Below are 20,710 nucleotides of genomic sequence, written 5' to 3' on the forward strand. Positions count from 1 at the left end.
GCTGCCCTTTGTACCACCCATTGTAGCACGTGTGTAGCCCAGGTCATAAGGGGCATGATGATTTGACGTCATCCCCACCTTCCTCCGGTTTGTCACCGGCAGTCTCCCTAGAGTGCCCAACTGAATGCTGGCAACTAAGGACAAGGGTTGCGCTCGTTGCGGGACTTAACCCAACATCTCACGACACGAGCTGACGACAACCATGCACCACCTGTCACTCTGTCCCCCGAAGGGGAACGCCCTATCTCTAGGGTTTTCAGAGGATGTCAAGACCTGGTAAGGTTCTTCGCGTTGCTTCGAATTAAACCACATGCTCCACCGCTTGTGCGGGCCCCCGTCAATTCCTTTGAGTTTCAGCCTTGCGGCCGTACTCCCCAGGCGGAGTGCTTAATGCGTTAGCTGCAGCACTAAGGGGCGGAAACCCCCTAACACTTAGCACTCATCGTTTACGGCGTGGACTACCAGGGTATCTAATCCTGTTTGCTCCCCACGCTTTCGCGCCTCAGCGTCAGTTACAGACCAAAGAGTCGCCTTCGCCACTGGTGTTCCTCCACATCTCTACGCATTTCACCGCTACACGTGGAATTCCACTCTTCTCTTCTGCACTCAAGTCCTCCAGTTTCCAATGACCCTCCACGGTTGAGCCGTGGGCTTTCACATCAGACTTAAAGGACCGCCTGCGCGCGCTTTACGCCCAATAATTCCGGACAACGCTTGCCACCTACGTATTACCGCGGCTGCTGGCACGTAGTTAGCCGTGGCTTTCTGGTCAGGTACCGTCAAGGTGCCAACCTATTCGAATGGCACTTGTTCTTCCCTGACAACAGAGCTTTACGACCCGAAGGCCTTCTTCGCTCACGCGGCGTTGCTCCGTCAGACTTTCGTCCATTGCGGAAGATTCCCTACTGCTGCCTCCCGTAGGAGTCTGGGCCGTGTCTCAGTCCCAGTGTGGCCGATCACCCTCTCAGGTCGGCTACGCATCGTCGCCTTGGTGAGCCGTTACCTCACCAACTAGCTAATGCGCCGCGGGCCCATCCGTAAGTGTTAGCTAAAAGCCAACTTTCCCTCTGACACCATGAGGTGTCAGAAACTATTCGGTATTAGCACCGGTTTCCCGGAGTTATCCCAATCTTACGGGCAGGTTGCCCACGTGTTACTCACCCGTCCGCCGCTAATCATCCGGGAGCAAGCTCCCATCTGATTCGCTCGACTTGCATGTATTAGGCACGCCGCCAGCGTTCGTCCTGAGCCAGGATCAAACTCTCCAAAAGATGTTTGATCTAGCTATAATTTAAAACATTGACGAGAGTTAAACTCTCAAGTTTTAAGACTTGCTTAGCGTTTCGTTTTGTTTAGTTTTCAAAGAACAATCTTTTTTTAATCGCCTTAGCGACCTTATTTATTATACTCTCATCACTTCTTAAAAGCAAGAACTTTTTTTAAAAAGTTTTTATCTCGTTTTTCAGAAGCAACTTTTATATAATACCTGCTTTTCTTCTTTTGTGCAAGACTTTTTTTTAAAAGAATTTATGTCATCCCTCTCCACTAAGAGGCGACTAGAGAATAATAGCATGATACCTCGTTATAAGACAATGGTATTTATTTCAAAACACATAACCCCTTCCCTAATGACACATATTAATCCCAGTGTGTTCTGCACACTCACTAACTTCGATGTGGAGGAATTCAAATTGAACATTCGTGAAGGTTTAATTCCAGCCGTATTAGGTTCTGCCGTCACCGCCGGAGGATATGCATTTAAACAAATGCGAGGCAGCAACAAGATGATTGCCGACACAGTGATTGGCTTCGGTTTGGCTCATATCGTTTTAGGCGCAATTGATTTGGTAGAACATCGCAGTTAGACAAAGAAAGAGAGCGTTTCATACGCTCTCTTTCTTTTCTTCATCGTTCGTTAATTGATTTAGATAATCGATGTACAGATGATCATACTTTTCAATCTCTTCATGTTGAATCACCTGTCTTGCTCGTTCAGCCATCGCTGCCTTAAGAACTCTTCTTATTTTTTGCATAACTTTCATTTCCGCCATCTTATCTAACAATCACTCTATTCTTCTATTAATCTGCCCGATAACTGGATTGTCACATTATAATTCGTTCAATAGCCTTCGCCAACACGAATATTTTTCCACATCTAGCTGCAACAAACCAGAAAGCATCCTTTTCCTGTATTTCAAAAAGAAAAGGGAATTCCCACTTTCATCTCGAATAAATAATACCGACAGCTAAACAAAGGAGGAATCCCTATGCATTCTTCACCACTTTCATCCAAGATCAACAATGTATTCATTCATGTCAGCGACCTGAAGAAATCCTCTGAATGGTATTGCAGACTGATTGGCGCACCCTTCCATATAGAAGAAGTTAAATCACCCGTATACAATATTCCCGTCACATCTGAGACAGGTCTGACATTAGATGACCATCGTTTCGATCCCGGATTTGAACTAAATCCCTCCAGCCATGTTCTTTTCAACCTGTATGCAGCAGATATTGATGAAGCCTATCATTATGTGAAAGGTACAGGAGCAGTCATTACACGGGAGATCGAGCGAATCGGAGAATTTGCGTATTTCAACTTCCTAGATCCAGATGGGAATGTACTAATGATATGTACTCATTAATGGTTTACTATTTTTTCTTTGATACAGACCGTCTTTTTGCCAAAACATATAATGCTCACGAAACCAAAGGACAACACGAAGGAAGCTAGAGGCAAACAACAGGGCAGAACCGAAGGCACATAAAACGAAGAAATATAAGACCCGGCATTGCTTAAGGAGCATCACCACGAACGCGGCCGCCGCTGTCAACCCTAATAAAACCCACTCAGACAAACTCATAGCTTCCCCCTCAATCAACTTAGCACCAATCTATTTTTCTATTATTTCCCACCCCTAGTCAAACAAAAACCCCTGACACCAATGGTATCAGGGGTACTTTTATTCTTAATACATTTGCAGGTATTGCTCTCTTTCCCATGGATGCACTTGGGTTCGGAACATATCCCATTCAATCTCTTTCGCTTCAATGAAGTGCTCAAGGATGTGCTCTCCTAGCGCATCAGTGATGACTTGGTCACTTTGAAGCTCTTGAAGGGCTTGGTATAGAGTTGCCGGCAGGTCTTTAATGCCCTCCTCAGCGCGCTCAGCTGCATTCATGACATAGATGTTTCTGTCAATTGGCGCTGGAGCTTGTTTGTTGTTTTTGATTCCGTCTAATCCGGCGCTCAATAGAACGGCCATTGCCAGGTATGGATTTGCTGTCGGGTCAACACTGCGCACTTCTACGCGTGTGCTCAATCCGCGAGAAGCAGGGATACGGACAAGCGGGCTGCGGTTGCGTGCGGACCATGCAACATAGCAAGGCGCTTCATAGCCAGGCACAAGACGTTTGTATGAGTTAACCGTTGGGTTTGTCACGGCTGTGAAGGCAGGAGCATGCTCGATGACACCAGCGATGAATTGGCGAGCGGTATCACTCATTTCCAATTCTCCTTCTTTATCATGGAACACGTTTACACCTTCATTGAATAAGGAAAGGTTGCAGTGCATTCCGGAGCCGTTAACACCGAATAATGGTTTCGCCATGAATGTTGCGTGCAAGCCGTGCTTTCTGGCGATTGTCTTTACGACTAGCTTGAAGGTTTGGATTTGGTCACAAGCTGTGATCGCATCCGCATATTTGAAGTCAATCTCGTGCTGACCAGGAGCTACCTCATGGTGAGAAGCTTCGATTTCAAAGCCCATCTCTTCAAGTTCAAGCACGATATCGCGGCGGCAGTTTTCGCCAAGATCAGTTGGCGCAAGGTCAAAGTATCCGCCTTTATCATTCAGTTCAAGCGTCGGCTCCCCTGCCTGATCTAATTTAAACAGGAAGAATTCCGGCTCAGGCCCTACGTTGAAGTTTGTGAAGCCAAGTTCTTTCATTTCGCCTAAGATGCGTTTAAGATTCGCACGGGGATCTCCGGAAAATGGCGTTCCATCTGGATTGTAGATGTCACAGATCAAACGAGCCACTTTTCCTTTTTCAGCAGTCCAAGGAAAAATAACCCATGTATCTAAATCTGGATACAAGTACATATCAGATTCTTCAATACGGACAAATCCTTCAATAGAAGATCCGTCAAACATCATTTTGTTGTCTAAAGCTTTGTCGAGCTGGCTTACCGGAATCTCTACATTCTTAATTGTTCCCAAAATATCCGTGAACTGTAAACGAATAAATTTGACGTTTTCCTCTTTCGCTAACTTTCTAATATCGTCTGCAGTATATTTCCCCATTTACCTCTTCCTCCTTGAATGTGAATCTCATTTATTTAAATTTAATGAAAAAACCGGTGCATGTCTCCTGAACGAGCGCCTCCTCTTGTCGTGAAGCGTCCCGCTTGCAGAAGCTCATCTCGCAAAAGCTTGCGAAGCTGGGCATCTGTCAGCTCAGGCTTTGGCGTTTCTTTCGGCTCGTCCTTTTCTTCCGAAACGACCTCAGAACCGCCAAGGATTTTCTTAATACCTGCCATATTGATTCCTTGGTCAAGCAACTCCTTGATCTCAAGCAGACGGTCGATGTCATTCAATGAAAACATCCGCCTGTTACCCTCAGTTCTGGCAGGCTGTACTAACTCATGTTCCTCATAATAGCGAATCTGCCGCGCGGTTAAATCGGTCAGCTGCATGACAATACTCATTGGAAAAAGTGGCATCGTTCTTCTAATGTTACCGCTCACCACTGCCTCCTCCTTAATCATTAATAGGATAATTATAGTGTATGGTATGTAAATTTAATTGTCAATTCCATGTTAGGTTTTCTAACATGCTTTTTGATCGAACGATTGCGACTTTTTTCATTTTTCCTTAATCCACCACACTTAAACCCTTTTATGTCCTTTTCTTCCGAGAAACATGGCATACAGGTCTTTTTTATCATCCCTAGATCAATCGTCATCCAAATAAAACGTCATATGCCCTTTCTCTTCCCGATAATAGTCGAGTCGTTCCTTGAGAGTGCCTGTATGGAATTCAAATTTATGCCCATCCAGATCGGTGAAATAGATGGAACGCCGATCCCTCCTATCCCGCTCTCTCCCCTCAAGTATATTCACATTAAGCTTTTTCAGCTTTCCCAGCATAGGCTGAAAATCTGCTTCATCGATTGAAAAGGCAATATGGGTATAGGACTCATTGATTTCCTTTCTGGGAATACCACCCTCCTCATTCAAGGCAAGCCACATTCCATTCAAATCAAAGTAGGCGGTCGTCCTCCCCTTGACAAGCAACTTTGCGTCGAACACCTGCTGATAAAATAAAATGGAGCGATTTAAACCAGACACAGAAAACAATAAATGATTAATCCCTCTGATTGTCATAATTTCTCCCTTCCCCTTTACCTGGCAACAATTCTGATTATACAGAAAATTAGGTGTAAATCTGTGTAACCCGCTTTATTTTCATAAAATATTCACCATTCAGCATAAATAATGGGCTTCTTCCGATGAAGAAACCCATTGATGCCTAACCTATTCATTTCTAATCTAGCGCTTTCGCAAACTCTGAATCTTGGTCCACATATACCCTCCTGCTAGGTAAGGCAATGGCAGCGCCCTCTTTCTCGAGAAGCTCCACAATCTTCAGATTCAATTCCTCTTTCACCTGCAAATAATCGGACCATACGGTTGTTTTCGTAAACAAATACACCATGATGCTGAAGCCCATTTCATTGAAATGGTCAAACTTCACAAGAATGGTTTCCGGATGGACCTCATCATTGTTCTTTAGATACATCTCAATTTCACTGACAATCCTTTGCAGCTGGTCCTTCGACGTATCCGGAGCAAGTGTGAAATGGTAGCTGATTTGCCTTTTGCCCATCTGGCTCCAGTTCGTGATCGGGCCGTTTGCGAGCGTTGCATTCGGCATCGTGACCACAGCCTGCGCAAACGTTCGGATCTTCGTGCTCCTAAAGGAGATGTCTTCAATCGTCCCCTCTACATCTGGCGTCATGACCCAGTCCCCAATCTTAAAGGGCTTCTCGGTAATGATGACAAAGCCGCCCAGCAAGTGGGATAACGCATCCTTAGCCGCAAATGCAATAGCTACACCGCCAAGTCCTAATCCAGCAACAAATGTGCCGATGTTGTAGCCAAACTCAGAAGCAATCATACTAAAACCAATCGCGAAAATGATAAAGCGGAGTGCTTTAGAGAAGAACGGCACTAATACATCGTCTGCATCCAGCATATAACGGCCTTTCATTCGTGTGAAAATAGCCGAGGAAGAGGCTGCAAGATTATACAGCCCCCAGCCGATGAAGATGATGACAGATGATGACATAATCTTAACGAAGAAATCACTTTTCTCATTAAAATACGGGAAGTATTTAGCGGAGAAATACAGCCCAATAAACAAGAACCCCCATCGAATGGGCTTTTCAAAGGCTAAAAATATATTAGTCAATAATTCTGTCGGCGTCTTTTTTGCGACCCTTAACATGAGCGTGAAAACATATTTGGCGAATAGTTTTCGGAAGATGAGGAACAGCAAGAAAACCCCAATGGAAATTCCTAAGTCTATCCAAAATTCCGTTTCAAGGAATATACTCCAGTTAATCAACGTTGATTACCCCCTGTTCATGATTTGACTATGATAACATATCTACCCATTTTTGTGCATGAATGGCACACAGATAAGAGCAGCTTGTTTGCACGCGTCAAAAAAGCGGGCGGAAAACCCATTTAAGTTTCCCGCCCGCTTCATTCAACAGGGAGTACGATCAGATCATTTTCTTCTCTATTAAGCGATCAATCGCCGTACAAACGGCAATCTTCACATGTGAATACGTCAATCCGCCTTGCACGAAGGCTGTGTATGGCGGACGAAGCGGACCATCCGCTGTCAGTTCAATACTCGCCCCTTGGATGAACGTACCAGCCGCCATAATGACATCATCCTCATAGCCAGGCATATAGGCCGGGTATGGGGTAACATGCGAATTTACTGGTGAAGCATACTGGATTTCCTGACAGAAGGCAACCATCTTGTCCCTGTCATGGAATTGGACTGCTTGAATCAAGTCGGTACGCGGTTCCTGCCAGGATGGCGTTGGATTGAAGCCCCAGCGCTCTAGCATTGCTGCTGTGAAGAGAGCCCCCTTAAGCGACTGCCCTACTACATGGGGAGCAAGGAAGAACCCTTGATACATCTCAAGCAGACTGTAAAGGGAGGCCCCTGCTTCTGCCCCGATTCCAGGGGATGTAAGACGGAAGGCGCATCGCTCAACCAAGTCAGCACGTCCTGCAATATATCCGCCGGTTTTGGCGAGACCGCCGCCAGGGTTCTTGATAAGCGATCCTGCCATCAGATCGGCCCCGACATCTGTCGGCTCCATTCGCTCAACAAACTCACCATAGCAGTTGTCCACAAACACAACGACATCCGGCTTGATTGTCTTAACGAATTGAATCATTTCCTTGATCTGGTCAACGGTAAAGGATGGGCGTGTATCATATCCTTTCGAACGCTGAATGCCAATCATCTTTGTAGTCGGCTTAATCGCTTGTGCAACAGCCTCATAATCAATCTGCCCTTCCTCAGTCAAACTGACGGATTGATAACCAATTTGGTATTCACGCAAGGAGCCAACGCCACTTCCCCTGATGCCGACAATCTCCTCCAGTGTATCGTATGGCTTGCCTGTCATATAGACGAGTTCATCACCCGGACGAAGTACACCGAATAAACAGGTGGAGATGGCGTGTGTTCCTGAAATAATCTGCGGGCGGACTAGGGCCGCTTCAGCAGAGAACACATCCGCATAAATGCGCTCCAATGTATCTCTACCAATATCATCATATCCATAGCCAGTCGAAGGATTGAAATGAGCATCGCTCACCTTATTCTTCTGAAAGGCACGGAGCACCTTTGCGGTATTGTAATCCACTACTTCTTCAATTTCAGCTGTCCGCTCACGGATCAGCTGTTCTGCTTCACGAACGGTTTCTCTAATTTTCTCGCCGTTCTTTAATTGTTCAAACATCTTAATACCTTCTTCTATTCATAATTTTTGATAACACTCATGATGGCATGATCCGTTAGGGCAAGACCCTCAATGGCATAGGTTTCATTCGCTTCATTGAATTCCCTTGACTTCACGATTGTCTCCTCCTGCAGCCGGGAAATGATTTTCCCTTCCCTTGCCGGAATCATGACGGCATATGGCTCCATAAAGCTCTCCACCATCTTCTCCATTTCAGCAAGCAGGATGTGAATATCCTTCTCTTTGCGCGCAGAGATATGGATGGATTTCTCTCGTGAGGTTGGCACAAATCCCGGGTCGGCAATATCCTTTTTATTATAGACAATCAGCTGCGGAATCTCCTCTGCGCCAAGGTCCTTAATGATCTTCTGGACCGTCTCCTCATGATGGAAGGCGTCCGGGTGGGAGGAATCAACCACATGCATAATGGCATCAGCCTCAGTCACCTCTTCTAGAGTAGAACGGAACGCAGCAACCAGGGAGGTCGGCAGGTCTTGGATGAAACCGACCGTGTCACTGATCAGAATTTTGTAGCCGCTTGGCAGCATACATTCGCGCGTCATAGGGTCTAGTGTCGCGAATAATTGGTTCTCCTCATACGAATCGGCCTCTGATAATTGATTGAACAACGTTGACTTACCGGCATTTGTATAACCGGCAAGCGCCATTTGGAAGCGGTTATTGCGCTTGCGGCGCGCACGGTAGCGCTCGCGGTGCTTCACGACGGCTTCAAGCTGACGCTTAATTTCATCAATCCGGCGGCGGATATGACGGCGGTCTGACTCAAGCTTCGTCTCACCCGGTCCTCTCGTCCCGATTCCGCCCCCTAAGCGGGAAAGCTCTGTCCCCTGCCCGGCAAGGCGAGGAAGCATGTATTGCAGCTGAGCAAGCTCGACTTGCATCTGCCCTTCCTTCGAGCGGGCGCGCTGAGCAAAGATATCCAAAATCAGCTGGGTTCTGTCGACAATCCGTACACCCAGCTCCTTGCCAAGATTGCGGATTTGACTTGGGGAAAGCTCATCATTAAAGATGACAACATCAGGCTCGAGCTCTTCCACGAGCGGAATCAGCTCATCCACCTTTCCCTTCCCTATGTATGTCGCCGGATGGGGCTTGACGCGCTTTTGTGAAATCGTCACCAATGCCTTTCCTCCAGCTGTCTCAGTCAAGGACTCAAGCTCGTCCATCGAGTACTGGAATCGCTCATCCTCCACACCTTCTCTTTGACAGCCGACAAGTATCGCTTTTTCATATGTTTCTTCCATCTGTTCACTTCCTATATACGATGTCATTTTCTTATCATACCAAAAAAATAAACCGTTCCAAACCTCCAAAGTAGGTGATATTATAAAATAGTTCATTTTTTAAGGAAAAAAAGAGGGATATAGATGAGTTGGGATTTATTAAGTATCATTGGGACAATTGCCTTTGCCATCAGTGGTGCACTTGTCGCTATGGAAGAGGAATATGATTTGTTCGGCATTTATTTATTAGGGTATGTAACAGCGTTTGGAGGAGGGGCGGTCAGAAATATCCTGCTCGGAATTCCCCTTGCCCAGTTGTGGCATCAGGACCAATTATTCTTGATTGCCTTTATCTCGATCGGATTGACCTGCCTCTTCCACCGGTCACTGCTTCCCCACTGGAATAAATGGGGGAATTTCTTTGATGCGATCGGCCTCAGTGCATTTGCTATACAAGGAGCTTTGAAAGCTGTAGAGATGGATGCGCCAATTGTGGCAGTCACATTTGCGGCCATTCTTACCGGAAGCGGCGGCGGCATCGTCCGAGATGTACTGGCAGGACGCAAGCCCATCTTGCTGCAATCAGAGATTTACGCCATTTGGGCTGGGATTGCCGGGCTTCTCATCGGCTTTGGCCTATTGACGTCCAACATACAGCTATTAATTCTATTCCTAATCGTCACGGCCCTTAGGATGCTGTCCTACTTAAACAACTGGCAGCTGCCAGTTGTCCGGATGCAAAAAAGCAGCGATTAATCGCTGCTTTTTTATTGTTCCTCTGATTCAAAATCCAAATCACTGCTCCTGAGTGTCATTAATTCCTTCCGGTCATATTGATCACTCATCAGAAGGCGCATCGCCTGGGTTCGAATGGCCCGTTCTATGATATTACGAATATATCGCCCATTCGAGAAGGTTGACAATCTAAGAATACTTGTTAATGCATACAAATGTTCACGGAGCTGCCTGCTGGCATCGAGTGAAAAAGCATACTGCCTCTCTGCGAGCATTCTTGAGGCAATCTCCATTAATTGATCAACCGAGTAATCCGGGAAATCAATCACGATAGGAAAGCGCGAATGGAGGCCTGGGTTCAAGGTGAGGAAATGATTCATTTCCTGCGAATAGCCTGCAAGAATCAGGATGAACTCATGCTGACGGTCCTCCATATGCTTGACAAGCGTATCGATCGCTTCCTTTCCAAAGTCCTTCTCTCCGCCTCTCCCAAGCGAATAGGCCTCATCCACAAATAGAATGCCTCCAATCGCCTTCTTTACTAGGTCACGCGTCTTTTGCGCAGTGTGACCGATGTACTCCCCGACAAGGTCTGCCCGCTCCGCTTCTATTAAATGCCCTTTGGATAATACATTCATTTTCACGAATAATTTCCCAATCAGCCTCGCCACCGTTGTCTTCCCTGTTCCCGGGTTCCCCTTAAACATCATATGCAATGCTTGTTTTTGCGTTTTCAGACCAGCCTCTTCTCTTTGCTTATTCACATAGATCCACGCATATATTTCCTTGATCACACGTTTCATTTCCTCCATGCCGACCAATTCATTCAGTTCTTCCTCTATTTCCTTTAAAGCAATATGGTGGGAAGGAATTTCCCGAGTTGGTATCGGCGCTGATATGAACGGCTTCTCAAGCTTCTTTGAGTGGTCATTCTTTAACACGACGTTGATTTGTCCATTATTTCTCACGCGCATCGGCTGCTTTTCCACCTTATCACCTCATTATGCCAAGGCTTCTCCTCTTCTTTTCGACAATTCTTAGTCAGAATCGGACACCAGCCCTCTTTATCTTACATAGAAATTGCTATTTCTCCGGCGCAGGCAGCTCCATTGTCACATTCTGCGCTTTCCCGGAAAATAATTGCCTTCTTTTATATCTATTCCCCTGGAGCCAAATAAAGACGTAAAAGATGCTCCTTACTCCCAATCTTCCATATAACCAAAAAACAGGCCCAGGAATATTCCCGGAACCTGTTTTTTCTATCAGTCCTTAACCTTCAAGGTCAATTTGTACATTTTTTTGAGGAGCAAAAGTAGAAATCGCATGCTTATACACCAGTTGCTGCTTGCCCTCTGTTTCGATTAAGACAGTGAAATTATCAAAGCCCTTGATAAGCCCTCTTAACTGAAACCCGTTTAATAGGAAAATGGTAACAAAGATGTTTTCCTTGCGAAGCTGATTCAAAATTTGATCTTGAATGTTAATTCCTTGTTTCATTATTTTTGCCTCCTCATTTCTCTCTATATTTATCTATTCGCTTTTAAGCGCAGCATTCCTGCCACATAAGCGGATATTTCTTCTATTTTATCATCGATATGGTCTATATCGGACATATCGAACCAATTTACATCCATTTTATTACGAAACCATGTAAATTGTCTTTTTGCGAACCTTCTTGTGTTCTGCTTAATAGCTTCTGATACTTGTTCTATTGTTTCTTTCCCTTCAAAATATCCATTAAACTCCTTATAGCCAATCGCCTGCAAGGATTGTGTTTCCATTAATCCACGGTCGTAAAACCTCTTGACCTCATCGACTAAACCAGCCTTCATCATGATATCAACTCGCTGATTGATTCGGCTGTACAACAAATCCCGCTCCATCGTCAATCCAATGACAGCTGCATCGTAATTCTCCGTTTTGTCCGCGGATTGCTGCTGTTCACTGAAACGCACACCTGATGTGTAATAGACCTCAAGCGCCCTAACGACCCGCTTGACGTTATTAGGATGAATCTTCTCAGCCGCTTCCGGGTCAATCTCTTTCAAGGTCGCATATAAAGCGTCCCGTCCCTCTGTTTCAGCTTTTTCTTCCAGTTCAGCTCTGATTTCGGGGTTTGCAGCGGTTTCCGGAAATTGATAATCATAAAGCACCGATTGAATATAAAGTCCCGTTCCGCCTACGATAATAGGGATACGCCCCCTGCTCGCAATGTCTGCAATCTCCCTTTGGACTGCTTCCTTGAATTCATAAACCGTATAGGATTCGCCTGCTTCCCTCTCATCAATTAAATGATGCGGAATACCTTCAGCCTCATCTTCACTGATTTTTGCTGTCCCGATATCCATCCCTTTAAAGATCTGTGCAGAATCTCCACTGATGATTTCTCCATCAAACCGCTTTGCCAGTTCAATCGATAGCTTGGTCTTACCAACCGCTGTCGGTCCGATGATGACGATTAGTTTTTGTTTATCCATATGTATTTCTCACTGCCCTATATCTTTTTTATTATCTTACCATAAAACGGGATATGAACGAATAATGTTAATGGATACCTGTCCATTATGGACAGCAGATTTTGATAATATACCAGCCGATTGAAGAAATTTTATCATCGCTGGGACTGAGGACCGTTGCCCATATCCTTGAACTTTGTTACCTTTTCAAACATAGAGCTGTTAATTATGCGAAAGGGAGTGATTGTCATTGATTCACAGGCTGTTCCAGGAAAGTGGTTTCTAGGTAAAGCTCCAGACGTCCGCACCCCGTCTTATCCGCCAATTGTTTTTGTTCAAGGAAGAAACAGTTCAGCCAGCAGCTGGAATGAAGAAACGATCTACCACGGTTTAAATGATATGGAAAGAATCGCATGTTTGGCCGGGTATCAATCCGTTTTCGTCGAGCTCTATGATTCTGAAGGCAAAGGATCACGCAGTCAATGGGATAACGGAAAGTTACTTTCTACTATATTAAAAGAGATTTCAACCTATTTTGGGCAAAAGCTTAATATCATTGCCCATAGCAAGGGCGGAATTGATGTGCAAGCAGCTCTCATTCACTACGACGCCTATCCGTACGCCGGCCGAGTCCTAAGCTTATCTGCACCACATAAAGGATCTCATTTAGCTGACTTATCCTACAGCTGGTATGCCTCCTGGCTTGCCGAATTGCTCGGCCAAAAGGATGATGGCACGTTTTCCCTTCAAACAGGGGAAATGACCCATTTTCGCTCCCTGACCGATCAAAATAAAAACATAAATAAAAACACCTATTTCACTGCAGCCGGAGCTAGCCGCGGTCCTGCCTTTTCAAGCTTATCCTTAGGCGGAGCCTACCTATCCTCCTACGGGGAGAACGACGGCCTCGTAAATGTGTGGAGCACGGTGCTTCCATACGGAAAACATTTATTCACAGATCAAAGCCTTGATCATGACAGCATCCGAATTGGGTCGCGCTTCTTCTCAAAAGCAGAGCCTTTCTTAAAAAGCACAGAACCTTCCTCTATTCTAACAAAAGGACCCATTCCAGAAGAATCCCTTGAAACGGAAGCGAACCACATCATCCGCGGCGGACCGCTCCCTGCCGGACAGTTTGTCAAGCTCTCCTTTTCGATCGAAAAAGAAGCGGAAGTCACCCTTTTTACAATGAGCGCTGACAAAGAAACCAAAGTGACCCTTCGCTCCCCCTCCGGCACGATTATTCCAGCACAACAACCTATTGCTCTGCCGGAGAAATCGTATTTCGGAGGTGCATGGCTTCATCCTTTTGAACTGGACCATGCAGAGCCGGGTACTTGGGAGCTTTCCTTGCAATCCCCCAAGAATGACGCATTCCTATTTATCGGTAACATCCACCTGCCTAGCCCAGTACAAATCATCCTGCCCGCCTTGACAATCATGAACTCAAAGAAAAAACTCCTATTCAGGAGCCAATCAAGTAAGAAAGCTATTTACAGCTGCCAATGGAGAATGATTGACCGAAGCGGCACCCTCATCCATGAATTTACCACTAAAGCCCAAGGGGCAGCACAGCACCCTCTCCCTTCCATCACAAAGGAAGGGACCTATAATATTACCGTAGATATCGAAGGAACAACCGAGCAGGGTACGCCTTTCACAAGGACAACCGTCCGTTCTATCTATCTTACGCCATAGAAGATTCAATCCATCCAATTCTGGGTAGGATTAATTGTAACTACCCCATATTTCCATTAAAATAAAAGGAAGTAAACTATTGGAGGAACCACTATGACGGAAGAAACAAAAGAAACAAAGGAACCTTTCTCATTAGGGAAATATATCGAAAGAGCCAAATCAATCTTAGGAAATACTGAGAAATCAAGTGAACTGCTAGACGATGCAAACAAAAAATCATCGAAGAATCGCAGCTCTCTCGATGGCGTATGGGAGCCGCTACAGCTCCTCTTCAGCATGTTCCGCTCCTATGCCAAAGGAGAGTATACAGAAATCCCCACCCGCTCCATCCTGGCCATCATCGCAGCTATTCTTTACTTCGTGACACCGATTGATGTCATACCAGACTTTATCTTTGGGCTTGGTTTTGCGGATGATGCTGCCGTTATCGCCTTTACGGCAAAGCAGGTGAAGGATGATTTGGAGAAATATAAGCTTTGGAGTGAAAAACAGGAGAACACGATTGAACCTGAGCAAAATAAAGAACCGAATGAATCAGAGAAACTGTGATTCATTCGGTTTCTTTTTCGGGGTAACCAAAGGTTAATCATTCATTTGAAAAATATACTTATCCTCTAGTTTGGATATATAGAAGTCATTAACAGCCAAATCATTATCTGTAGTCCAGATTTCGACCCCTTCTCCATCAAAACCTAAAGCTATTAAGGTTTCTCCTTCTTTCTTAAAGTCTGCCATAAATGTAGAATTGATATCAGATTCTTTTAGAGGTTCCATCCATAAAAAATCAAGTGGCATGGTGTACATCGCTGTTAAGTTACAGGTAGCAGCAACAAAGAAGTACGGATAAACTTTTCGGAATTCATCTTCATTATGAATGGTAATATTAAAACAGCAATAGTTTTCATTGTGGAAAATTTCATGGAAATTGATTTGATTCACACTTAATAAATTCACGATTTCTGCGTAATTAATTTCATCATTTTCCACTTTCATATGTAGTGGATATTTATTGATATTCATCAAAAAATCCTCTACAAATCCATCAGCATATTCTACACCCATATTGCCTGCGCTAAAATGATAGATGACTGAGGTAGAAAAATCAACTTCTCCATGAAACAAAACGAGGTTTGTAATATCCACATTTTCAAATTTCTTTTGACTATATTCAATTTGCATCATCTCATCCACCTCTATTCATCATTAGACCATCCCCTGCACTATTATTCTAAGAATAATAATTAGCGGAAATTGTAAAAATGATCGTTACAGTGAGTAAATCAGTTATTATCCTAGAAAATACTCTTCTAGATAATAAAGAACAAAAGCCATGACCATACCAATCAGCATGTACCTATAACGAAAACCCGTTTCTTCTAACGCATTTATTCTATTCAAAATCAAAATAATAAAGGTGATGAGGATTAGTAAAAGGGTAAAAAAGTGCGGATTATTCCAGTTTATTTCTACCCCTTCTCCGTTTTTTATCATTAACCACACAATAAAGTAATAATATAATAGCTTCCAGTCCAATGATTTCCACTCCTGTTATTTATACAATCGGCTTATCTATGTACATGCCTCATCATTGTCTCAGCATCTCGAAACCTTTTGAATAACCTATACAATTATTTCCTATAAAGATAAAAAGCAGTAGAATATTCAGCTTAGTCGAAACTGAACGTTCCACTGCCATCATTGACTTCTCAAGCAATCCTGCTTGATGATAGATCCTTTTCAAAAGGAGATAAGATCAACTGATTGCTATTAATTTTTGTCTTACATAACCCTCTTAAACATCTTTTCCAGCTCATATATCGAGTAGTGGATAATGATTGGGCGTCCGTGCGGGCATGTGAATGGGTCATTCGTATGCCGCAGCTCGTCAAGCAAGGCGGTTATCTCATCATTGCGCAAATGGCGATTAGCCTTAATGGAGCCTTTACAGCTCATCATAATGGCTGCTTCTTCGCGCAGCTTTTTGATATCCACCTTTTTCAGCGTCAGTACTTGATGGATCATTTCGTCGATGATTTGCTCCTCCATCCCAGCTGGGAACCAGGTTGGGTGGGAACGGACGATATAGCTGTTTTGGCCGAACGGCTCAAGGAATACTCCAACCGCCTCAAGCTCACTTTTATTCTCCTCCAGCTTGATGAAATCATCTGTTGAGTATTCAAGTGTGAGCGGAACGAGCATGTCCTGCAGCTCCTTATTAACCTCTCCGACCTTTTCCTTAAAGAATTCATATTTAATCCGTTCCTGGGCAGCATGCTGGTCAATCATGTACAAGCCTTGATCATTCTGGGCAAGGATGTAGGTGCCATGCAGCTGGCCAATTGGATAGAGCGGCGGAATCCGGCTTTCCCGCTCCACTTTGGGCTGTGCCTGCTGAGTCGGCTCATCCTGCTCGATTTCTGCTGATTCGTCCGTATAACTCACCTCTTGTTCAGGCTCCTCATCCTGCCAAACGGGTGGCTCTTCAGCGTGTGCAGGCTGTTCTGGAATAGGTGCCATGTGTTCTGTTGGCTCCTTAGCTGTTTCAGGCGGCTCATAGATTACCGAGAATCCATCCGCACCTGATGGGATGGCCGGAGGAGTCGGAACGACAGGCTGTTTCTCAGGTGACGGTCTTTCCATAAATGTGAATTGCGCTTGTTCAGATTTCGGCTTTTCTTCACGCTTTACCGGCGCACCGCTTGGGATGAGCGTTTCCTTCTTAAAGGTTTGTTTAATTGCGTCCCGAATGAGCTCCATCAATTCTTGCTCCTTGCTGAAACGAACCTCCATTTTCGATGGATGGACATTGACATCAACCAGGAGCGGGTCCATTTCAATATTCAAGAGAACAATCGGATAGCGCCCAATCGGCAATAATGTATGATAGCCTTCAAGGATGGCCTTAGCAATCACGAAATTCTTAATAAAGCGCCCATTCACGAGAATGGTCATATAATTGCGCGAGGCACGTGTCATCTCGGGTGAACCGGCATAGCCCTTGATAGAGAAATCAAGAGTGGACGCCTCAAATGGCAGCATCTTCTGAGCGGTCTGCATCCCATAAATGCCTGCGAGCACTTGGAGCGGGTTTTTATTCCCCGAGGTTTGCAGCAAGACTCGGTCATTATGAACGAGCTTAAAGGAAATGTCCGGATGTGACAAGGACAGTCTGTTTACCACATCCGTGATATTCCCGAGCTCGGTATGCACGCTTTTGACGTACTTCAGTCTAGCAGGTGTATTAAAGAAGAGCTCACTGACCACAATATCCGTCCCCTTACGGCTTGAATACGATTCCTTCGTGATCAGCTTTCCGCCTTCTAGATAGACTCTCGTGCCGGGACCTTCCCCGGTTGATGTTTTCAGTTCAAACTTTGAGACAGAGGCAATGGAAGGAAGAGCCTCTCCTCTGAACCCTAACGTCCGGATTCGGAAGAGGTCGTTCTCATCCTTGATTTTACTTGTTGCATGGCGGTGGAAGGCATTGACGGCATCGTCCTCTTCCATTCCTTCGCCATTATCGATAATCCGGATTGATTGCAAGCCGGCCTCCTCGACATAGATCTCGATGACCGTACTGTTAGCATCGATAGCATTTTCAACCAATTCCTTCACGACCGAGGATGGCCGTTCGACCACTTCCCCAGCTGCAATCTTGTTGGACAATAAATCATCTAACAGCACTATCTTTCCCATTTGGCCTGCTCCTTTCCGTTCATGTATTATTTCAATTTCTTCTGCAGCGCATAGAGGGCATTCAACGCTTCAAGCGGTGTCATTTCCAAGACGGATAATGACTTCAATTCCTCAATGGCCTTCTGTTCTTTTCCTTTTAACGGTTTCTTCGTTTCCTTTTCATCCGCCGCGCCAAAGAAGGATAGCTGCGCTTGTTCAGCCGCTGCTTCCTCACGTGCTGGAGTTTGGACCTCCGCTGTTTTCACCTCAGGCGCTTTCTTCTTCCCATCCTCAAGAACGGTTAGGATCTCCTTCGCCCTTGTAATAACCGCCTGCGGCATTTCTGCCAGCTGAGCCACGTGAATACCGTAGCTACGGTCTGCCGGCCCATCAACTACCTTATGCAGGAAGATGACTTTGCCGTTTTGCTCAACCGCTCGAACGTGAACATTCTTCAGGTTATCCAGCTTATCGGCAAGCACGGTCATTTCATGGTAGTGCGTCGAGAAGAGAGTCGCTGCCCCAATATGATTATGGATGTATTCAATGATGGACTGTGCAAGCGCCATTCCATCATAGGTGGATGTGCCGCGTCCAATCTCGTCAAATAAAAGCAGGCTTCGCTCTGTCGCATTCGTAATCGCATGATTGGCCTCTAGCATCTCGACCATGAACGTACTTTGGCCGGAAATCAAATCATCGGCAGCACCAATACGCGTGAATACTTGGTCAAAAATCGGCAAAACGGCTTTATCTGCCGGAACAAAGCAGCCGATTTGCGCCATGATGGATGTTAAGGCAATTTGGCGCATATACGTACTCTTACCGGCCATATTCGGTCCAGTAATCAGGAGTATCTCATTATGCTTGTCCATTTTGCAATCATTCGGCACATATTCCTGTGTTTTAAGAACTTTTTCGACCACCGGATGGCGTCCATTCTCAATAATCATCGTCTTATCATGCGAGAAGGTTGGCCTCACATAATGCTGGCGCTCACTAATCGTGGAGAAGCATTGCAGGCAATCCAGTTCACTGATTTCTTGAGCCAGCTGCTGCAAACGCGGAATATATTCCTTAATATGATCTCTTAGCTCACAGAAGAGGTCATACTCAAGTCCCGTGCTTTTCTCTTCTGCCTCAAGGATGATTGTTTCCTTCTCCTTCAGCTCAGGCGTGATATAACGCTCTGCATTGGCCAATGTTTGCTTGCGGTCATAGCGGTCATCATGGAGGAGATGAAGATTCGCTTTTGTGATTTCAATATAATAACCGAATACTCGATTATAGCCGACCTTCAAGGAACGAATGCCAGTCCGCTCTCGCTCCCGCTGCTCAAGCTGAGCAATCCATGTCTTTCCGTTCTTTGATGCATCACGGTAGCGGTCAAGATCTTCATTATATCCTTCGCGAATAATGCCGCCTTCTTTAATGGAGATAGGCGGGCTTTCATGAAGGGCACGCTCAAGGATGTCCGTCACTTCCTCACAAGGGTCCATTCTGGCAGCGATTGTCTGCGCTGCCTCATTCGGCAGACGACCCATGACATCAATGATGGCGGGAACCTGCTGCAAGGAACGCTTCAGCTGTAAAAGGTCGCGGGCATTCACATTCCCATACGAAACTCGACCTGTTAATCGTTCCAGATCATAGACTTCATGAAGCAGCTCCCGCAATTCCTCGCGCTCGAAGAATCGGTCCATGAAGGTTTCCACCATGGATAGGCGTGCTTCTATTTCTGTTTCATTGATAAGCGGCCGCTCAATCCATTGCTTTAGTCTTCTTCCGCCCATGGCCGTCTTTGTCTCATCCAGAAGCCAAAGAAGAGACCCCTTCTTCCCTTTAGAACGAATGGTTTCCGTCAGCTCGAGATTTCGCTTGGAGAAATAATCAATCTTTAAATATTGTTCTGATCGGTAATGCTCAGCTGCCTGGATATGATCGAGGCTGCGTTTTTGCGTGCGCTCTATATAATTGAAGAGACGAGCCAGCGTCTCAGGCAGTCCGTCCTGTTTAACGTCTGCCAGCAAGGCAGCGAATGGCTCCTTTATCTCTTGATCTGCTTCATAGGAAATCGCAGCAATCCCGCGTTCCTTTAATTGAACTTCCCTTTCAGCGCCTAAGTCCGGTGCGACAACGACCTCACGAGATCCAATGACCGATACCTCATTCAAGACTTCCTTGAAGTCAGCAAAATGCGTAACCCGGTTTTCGCCGGTTGTTAAATCAAGATAGCCGACCCCATATCCTCCTGGAATTTCGGAAATAGAGGCAAGGTAATTATTTTCCTTATCAGACAGACCTTTGCCCTCCATCATCGTTCCCGGAGTAACGAGCTGCACAACCTCACGTTTTACAACGCCCTTTGCTGCTTTAGGGTCTTCTGTTTGCTCACAAATGGCCACCTTATAACCGCGGTCCACTAGCGTTTCAATATAAGACTGTGCCGAGTGATACGGGACCCCGCACATCGGAATTTTCTGGTCTCCGCCCCCATTCTTGGCGGTAAGAGTAATTTCCAATTCCTTTGAGGCTGTCATCGCATCCTCGAAAAACATTTCATAAAAATCACCAAGACGGAAAAACAAAAACGCGTCCTGGTAATCGGCTTTTATCCGTAAATATTGCTGTATCATCGGCGTGTATGCAGCCACTTCCATTTTCCCAAAACCTTTCTTTTCCTTCTTTATCTAAAGCTCTGTCCCAGGCAGATCGTCTAAAGCTTTATGCACCTGAGTTCAGAGAGGAGTTATCATAAAATATTATAACATAGCACTCAAGTACATCCGCCGAAAAAAGTTGCCTGTCTCATCCATAAGATTCCATAAAAAAACTAGAGAGTTCCCTCTC

At 45.3% G+C, this 20,710-nt stretch carries 19 protein-coding genes and 2 other annotated features; of the genes, 5 read left to right on the forward strand and 14 right to left on the reverse strand.

The window, feature by feature from the left end; translation table 11 throughout:
• Positions 1-22 precede the first annotated feature (22 nt).
• Positions 23-317 (reverse strand) — a sequence feature (16S ribosomal RNA rRNA prediction is too short).
• A gap of 60 nt (positions 318-377) precedes the next feature.
• Positions 378-1,263, reverse strand: a sequence feature (16S ribosomal RNA rRNA prediction is too short).
• 428 nt (positions 1,264-1,691) lie between these two features.
• On the forward strand, positions 1,692-1,865 hold the full coding sequence (locus AC622_RS11500) for a hypothetical protein (protein ID WP_049671188.1): 174 nt from the start codon (positions 1,692-1,694) through the stop codon (positions 1,863-1,865).
• Between the two features lie 18 nt (positions 1,866-1,883).
• Here the strand turns inward: AC622_RS11500 and AC622_RS11505 are convergent, their stop codons facing one another.
• A complete protein-coding gene (locus tag AC622_RS11505; protein WP_156185615.1) occupies positions 1,884-2,042 on the reverse strand; it encodes a hypothetical protein in 159 nt (52 codons plus the stop codon).
• Between the two features lie 225 nt (positions 2,043-2,267).
• Between AC622_RS11505 and AC622_RS11510 the strand changes: the two genes are divergently transcribed.
• Positions 2,268-2,645, forward strand: a complete 378-nt coding sequence (locus AC622_RS11510; RefSeq protein WP_049671190.1) for a VOC family protein — start codon at positions 2,268-2,270, stop codon at positions 2,643-2,645.
• On the opposite strand, the gene AC622_RS11515 is transcribed toward AC622_RS11510, so the two are convergent.
• The 7 genes from AC622_RS11515 to hflX all read right to left on the reverse strand — a co-directional run bounded on the left by AC622_RS11515 (position 2,625) and on the right by hflX (position 9,317).
• Positions 2,625-2,864 carry a hypothetical protein gene (locus tag AC622_RS11515; RefSeq protein WP_049671191.1) on the reverse strand — a complete coding sequence of 80 codons (240 nt, stop codon included), beginning with the start codon at positions 2,862-2,864 and terminating at the stop codon, positions 2,625-2,627. The genes AC622_RS11510 and AC622_RS11515 overlap by 21 nt on opposite strands.
• A 105-nt stretch (positions 2,865-2,969) precedes the next feature.
• The gene (glnA, locus tag AC622_RS11520) at positions 2,970-4,304 is read right to left on the reverse strand and encodes a type I glutamate--ammonia ligase (protein WP_049671192.1); all 1,335 of its coding nucleotides are present in this window, start codon (positions 4,302-4,304) and stop codon (positions 2,970-2,972) included.
• 41 nt (positions 4,305-4,345) lie between these two features.
• On the reverse strand, positions 4,346-4,747 hold the full coding sequence (locus AC622_RS11525) for a MerR family transcriptional regulator (protein WP_049671193.1): 402 nt from the start codon (positions 4,745-4,747) through the stop codon (positions 4,346-4,348).
• A 207-nt stretch (positions 4,748-4,954) separates the two neighbouring features.
• Positions 4,955-5,386: a metallothiol transferase FosB gene (gene fosB / locus AC622_RS11530; protein WP_049671194.1), complete on the reverse strand. Its 432-nt coding sequence runs from the start codon at positions 5,384-5,386 to the stop codon at positions 4,955-4,957.
• Positions 5,387-5,546: 160 nt separating this feature from the next.
• The gene (locus tag AC622_RS11535; protein WP_331456710.1) at positions 5,547-6,629 is read right to left on the reverse strand and encodes a mechanosensitive ion channel family protein; all 1,083 of its coding nucleotides are present in this window, start codon (positions 6,627-6,629) and stop codon (positions 5,547-5,549) included.
• 160 nt (positions 6,630-6,789) lie between these two features.
• Positions 6,790-8,052 (reverse strand): methionine gamma-lyase family protein, encoded by a 1,263-nt coding sequence (locus tag AC622_RS11540; RefSeq protein ID WP_049671195.1) that lies wholly within the window; start codon positions 8,050-8,052, stop codon positions 6,790-6,792.
• Positions 8,053-8,066: 14 nt separating this feature from the next.
• Positions 8,067-9,317, reverse strand: coding sequence for a GTPase HflX (gene hflX / locus AC622_RS11545; protein WP_049671196.1), 1,251 nt, complete (start codon positions 9,315-9,317; stop codon positions 8,067-8,069).
• 123 nt (positions 9,318-9,440) lie between these two features.
• On the opposite strand from hflX, the gene AC622_RS11550 reads away from it, so the two are divergent.
• The gene (locus AC622_RS11550) at positions 9,441-10,052 is read left to right on the forward strand and encodes a trimeric intracellular cation channel family protein (RefSeq protein WP_049671197.1); all 612 of its coding nucleotides are present in this window, start codon (positions 9,441-9,443) and stop codon (positions 10,050-10,052) included.
• An 11-nt stretch (positions 10,053-10,063) separates the two neighbouring features.
• Here the strand turns inward: AC622_RS11550 and spoVK are convergent, their stop codons facing one another.
• The 3 genes from spoVK to miaA form a co-directional block, all read right to left on the reverse strand.
• Positions 10,064-11,020: a stage V sporulation protein K gene (gene spoVK, locus AC622_RS11555; protein WP_439803083.1), complete on the reverse strand. Its 957-nt coding sequence runs from the start codon at positions 11,018-11,020 to the stop codon at positions 10,064-10,066.
• A gap of 280 nt (positions 11,021-11,300) precedes the next feature.
• Complete coding sequence (gene hfq, locus AC622_RS11560) at positions 11,301-11,528, reverse strand: RNA chaperone Hfq (protein ID WP_049671198.1); 228 nt, start codon at positions 11,526-11,528, stop codon at positions 11,301-11,303.
• A 29-nt stretch (positions 11,529-11,557) separates the two neighbouring features.
• On the reverse strand, positions 11,558-12,508 hold the full coding sequence (gene miaA, locus AC622_RS11565) for a tRNA (adenosine(37)-N6)-dimethylallyltransferase MiaA (protein WP_049671199.1): 951 nt from the start codon (positions 12,506-12,508) through the stop codon (positions 11,558-11,560).
• 207 nt (positions 12,509-12,715) lie between these two features.
• Here miaA and AC622_RS11570 point away from each other — a divergent pair, with 207 nt between their 5' ends.
• The gene (locus AC622_RS11570) at positions 12,716-14,185 is read left to right on the forward strand and encodes an esterase/lipase family protein (protein WP_049671200.1); all 1,470 of its coding nucleotides are present in this window, start codon (positions 12,716-12,718) and stop codon (positions 14,183-14,185) included.
• A 93-nt stretch (positions 14,186-14,278) separates the two neighbouring features.
• Positions 14,279-14,734, forward strand: a complete 456-nt coding sequence (locus AC622_RS21405; protein ID WP_053103754.1) for a YkvA family protein — start codon at positions 14,279-14,281, stop codon at positions 14,732-14,734.
• A gap of 33 nt (positions 14,735-14,767) precedes the next feature.
• On the opposite strand, the gene AC622_RS11580 is transcribed toward AC622_RS21405, so the two are convergent.
• From AC622_RS11580 to mutS, 3 genes are all read right to left on the reverse strand, one after another.
• Positions 14,768-15,367 carry a hypothetical protein gene (locus tag AC622_RS11580; protein ID WP_156185617.1) on the reverse strand — a complete coding sequence of 200 codons (600 nt, stop codon included), beginning with the start codon at positions 15,365-15,367 and terminating at the stop codon, positions 14,768-14,770.
• A gap of 597 nt (positions 15,368-15,964) precedes the next feature.
• Complete coding sequence (mutL, locus tag AC622_RS11590; RefSeq protein ID WP_049671203.1) at positions 15,965-17,881, reverse strand: DNA mismatch repair endonuclease MutL; 1,917 nt, start codon at positions 17,879-17,881, stop codon at positions 15,965-15,967.
• 26 nt (positions 17,882-17,907) lie between these two features.
• Entirely contained in the window at positions 17,908-20,514 is a 2,607-nt protein-coding gene (gene mutS, locus AC622_RS11595) for a DNA mismatch repair protein MutS (protein ID WP_197089984.1), read from the reverse strand.
• Positions 20,515-20,710: the final 196 nt, after the last annotated feature.

Origin of the sequence: Bacillus sp. FJAT-27916, assembly GCF_001183965.1 — a bacterium.
GTDB lineage: Bacteria > Bacillota > Bacilli > Bacillales > Pradoshiaceae > Pradoshia.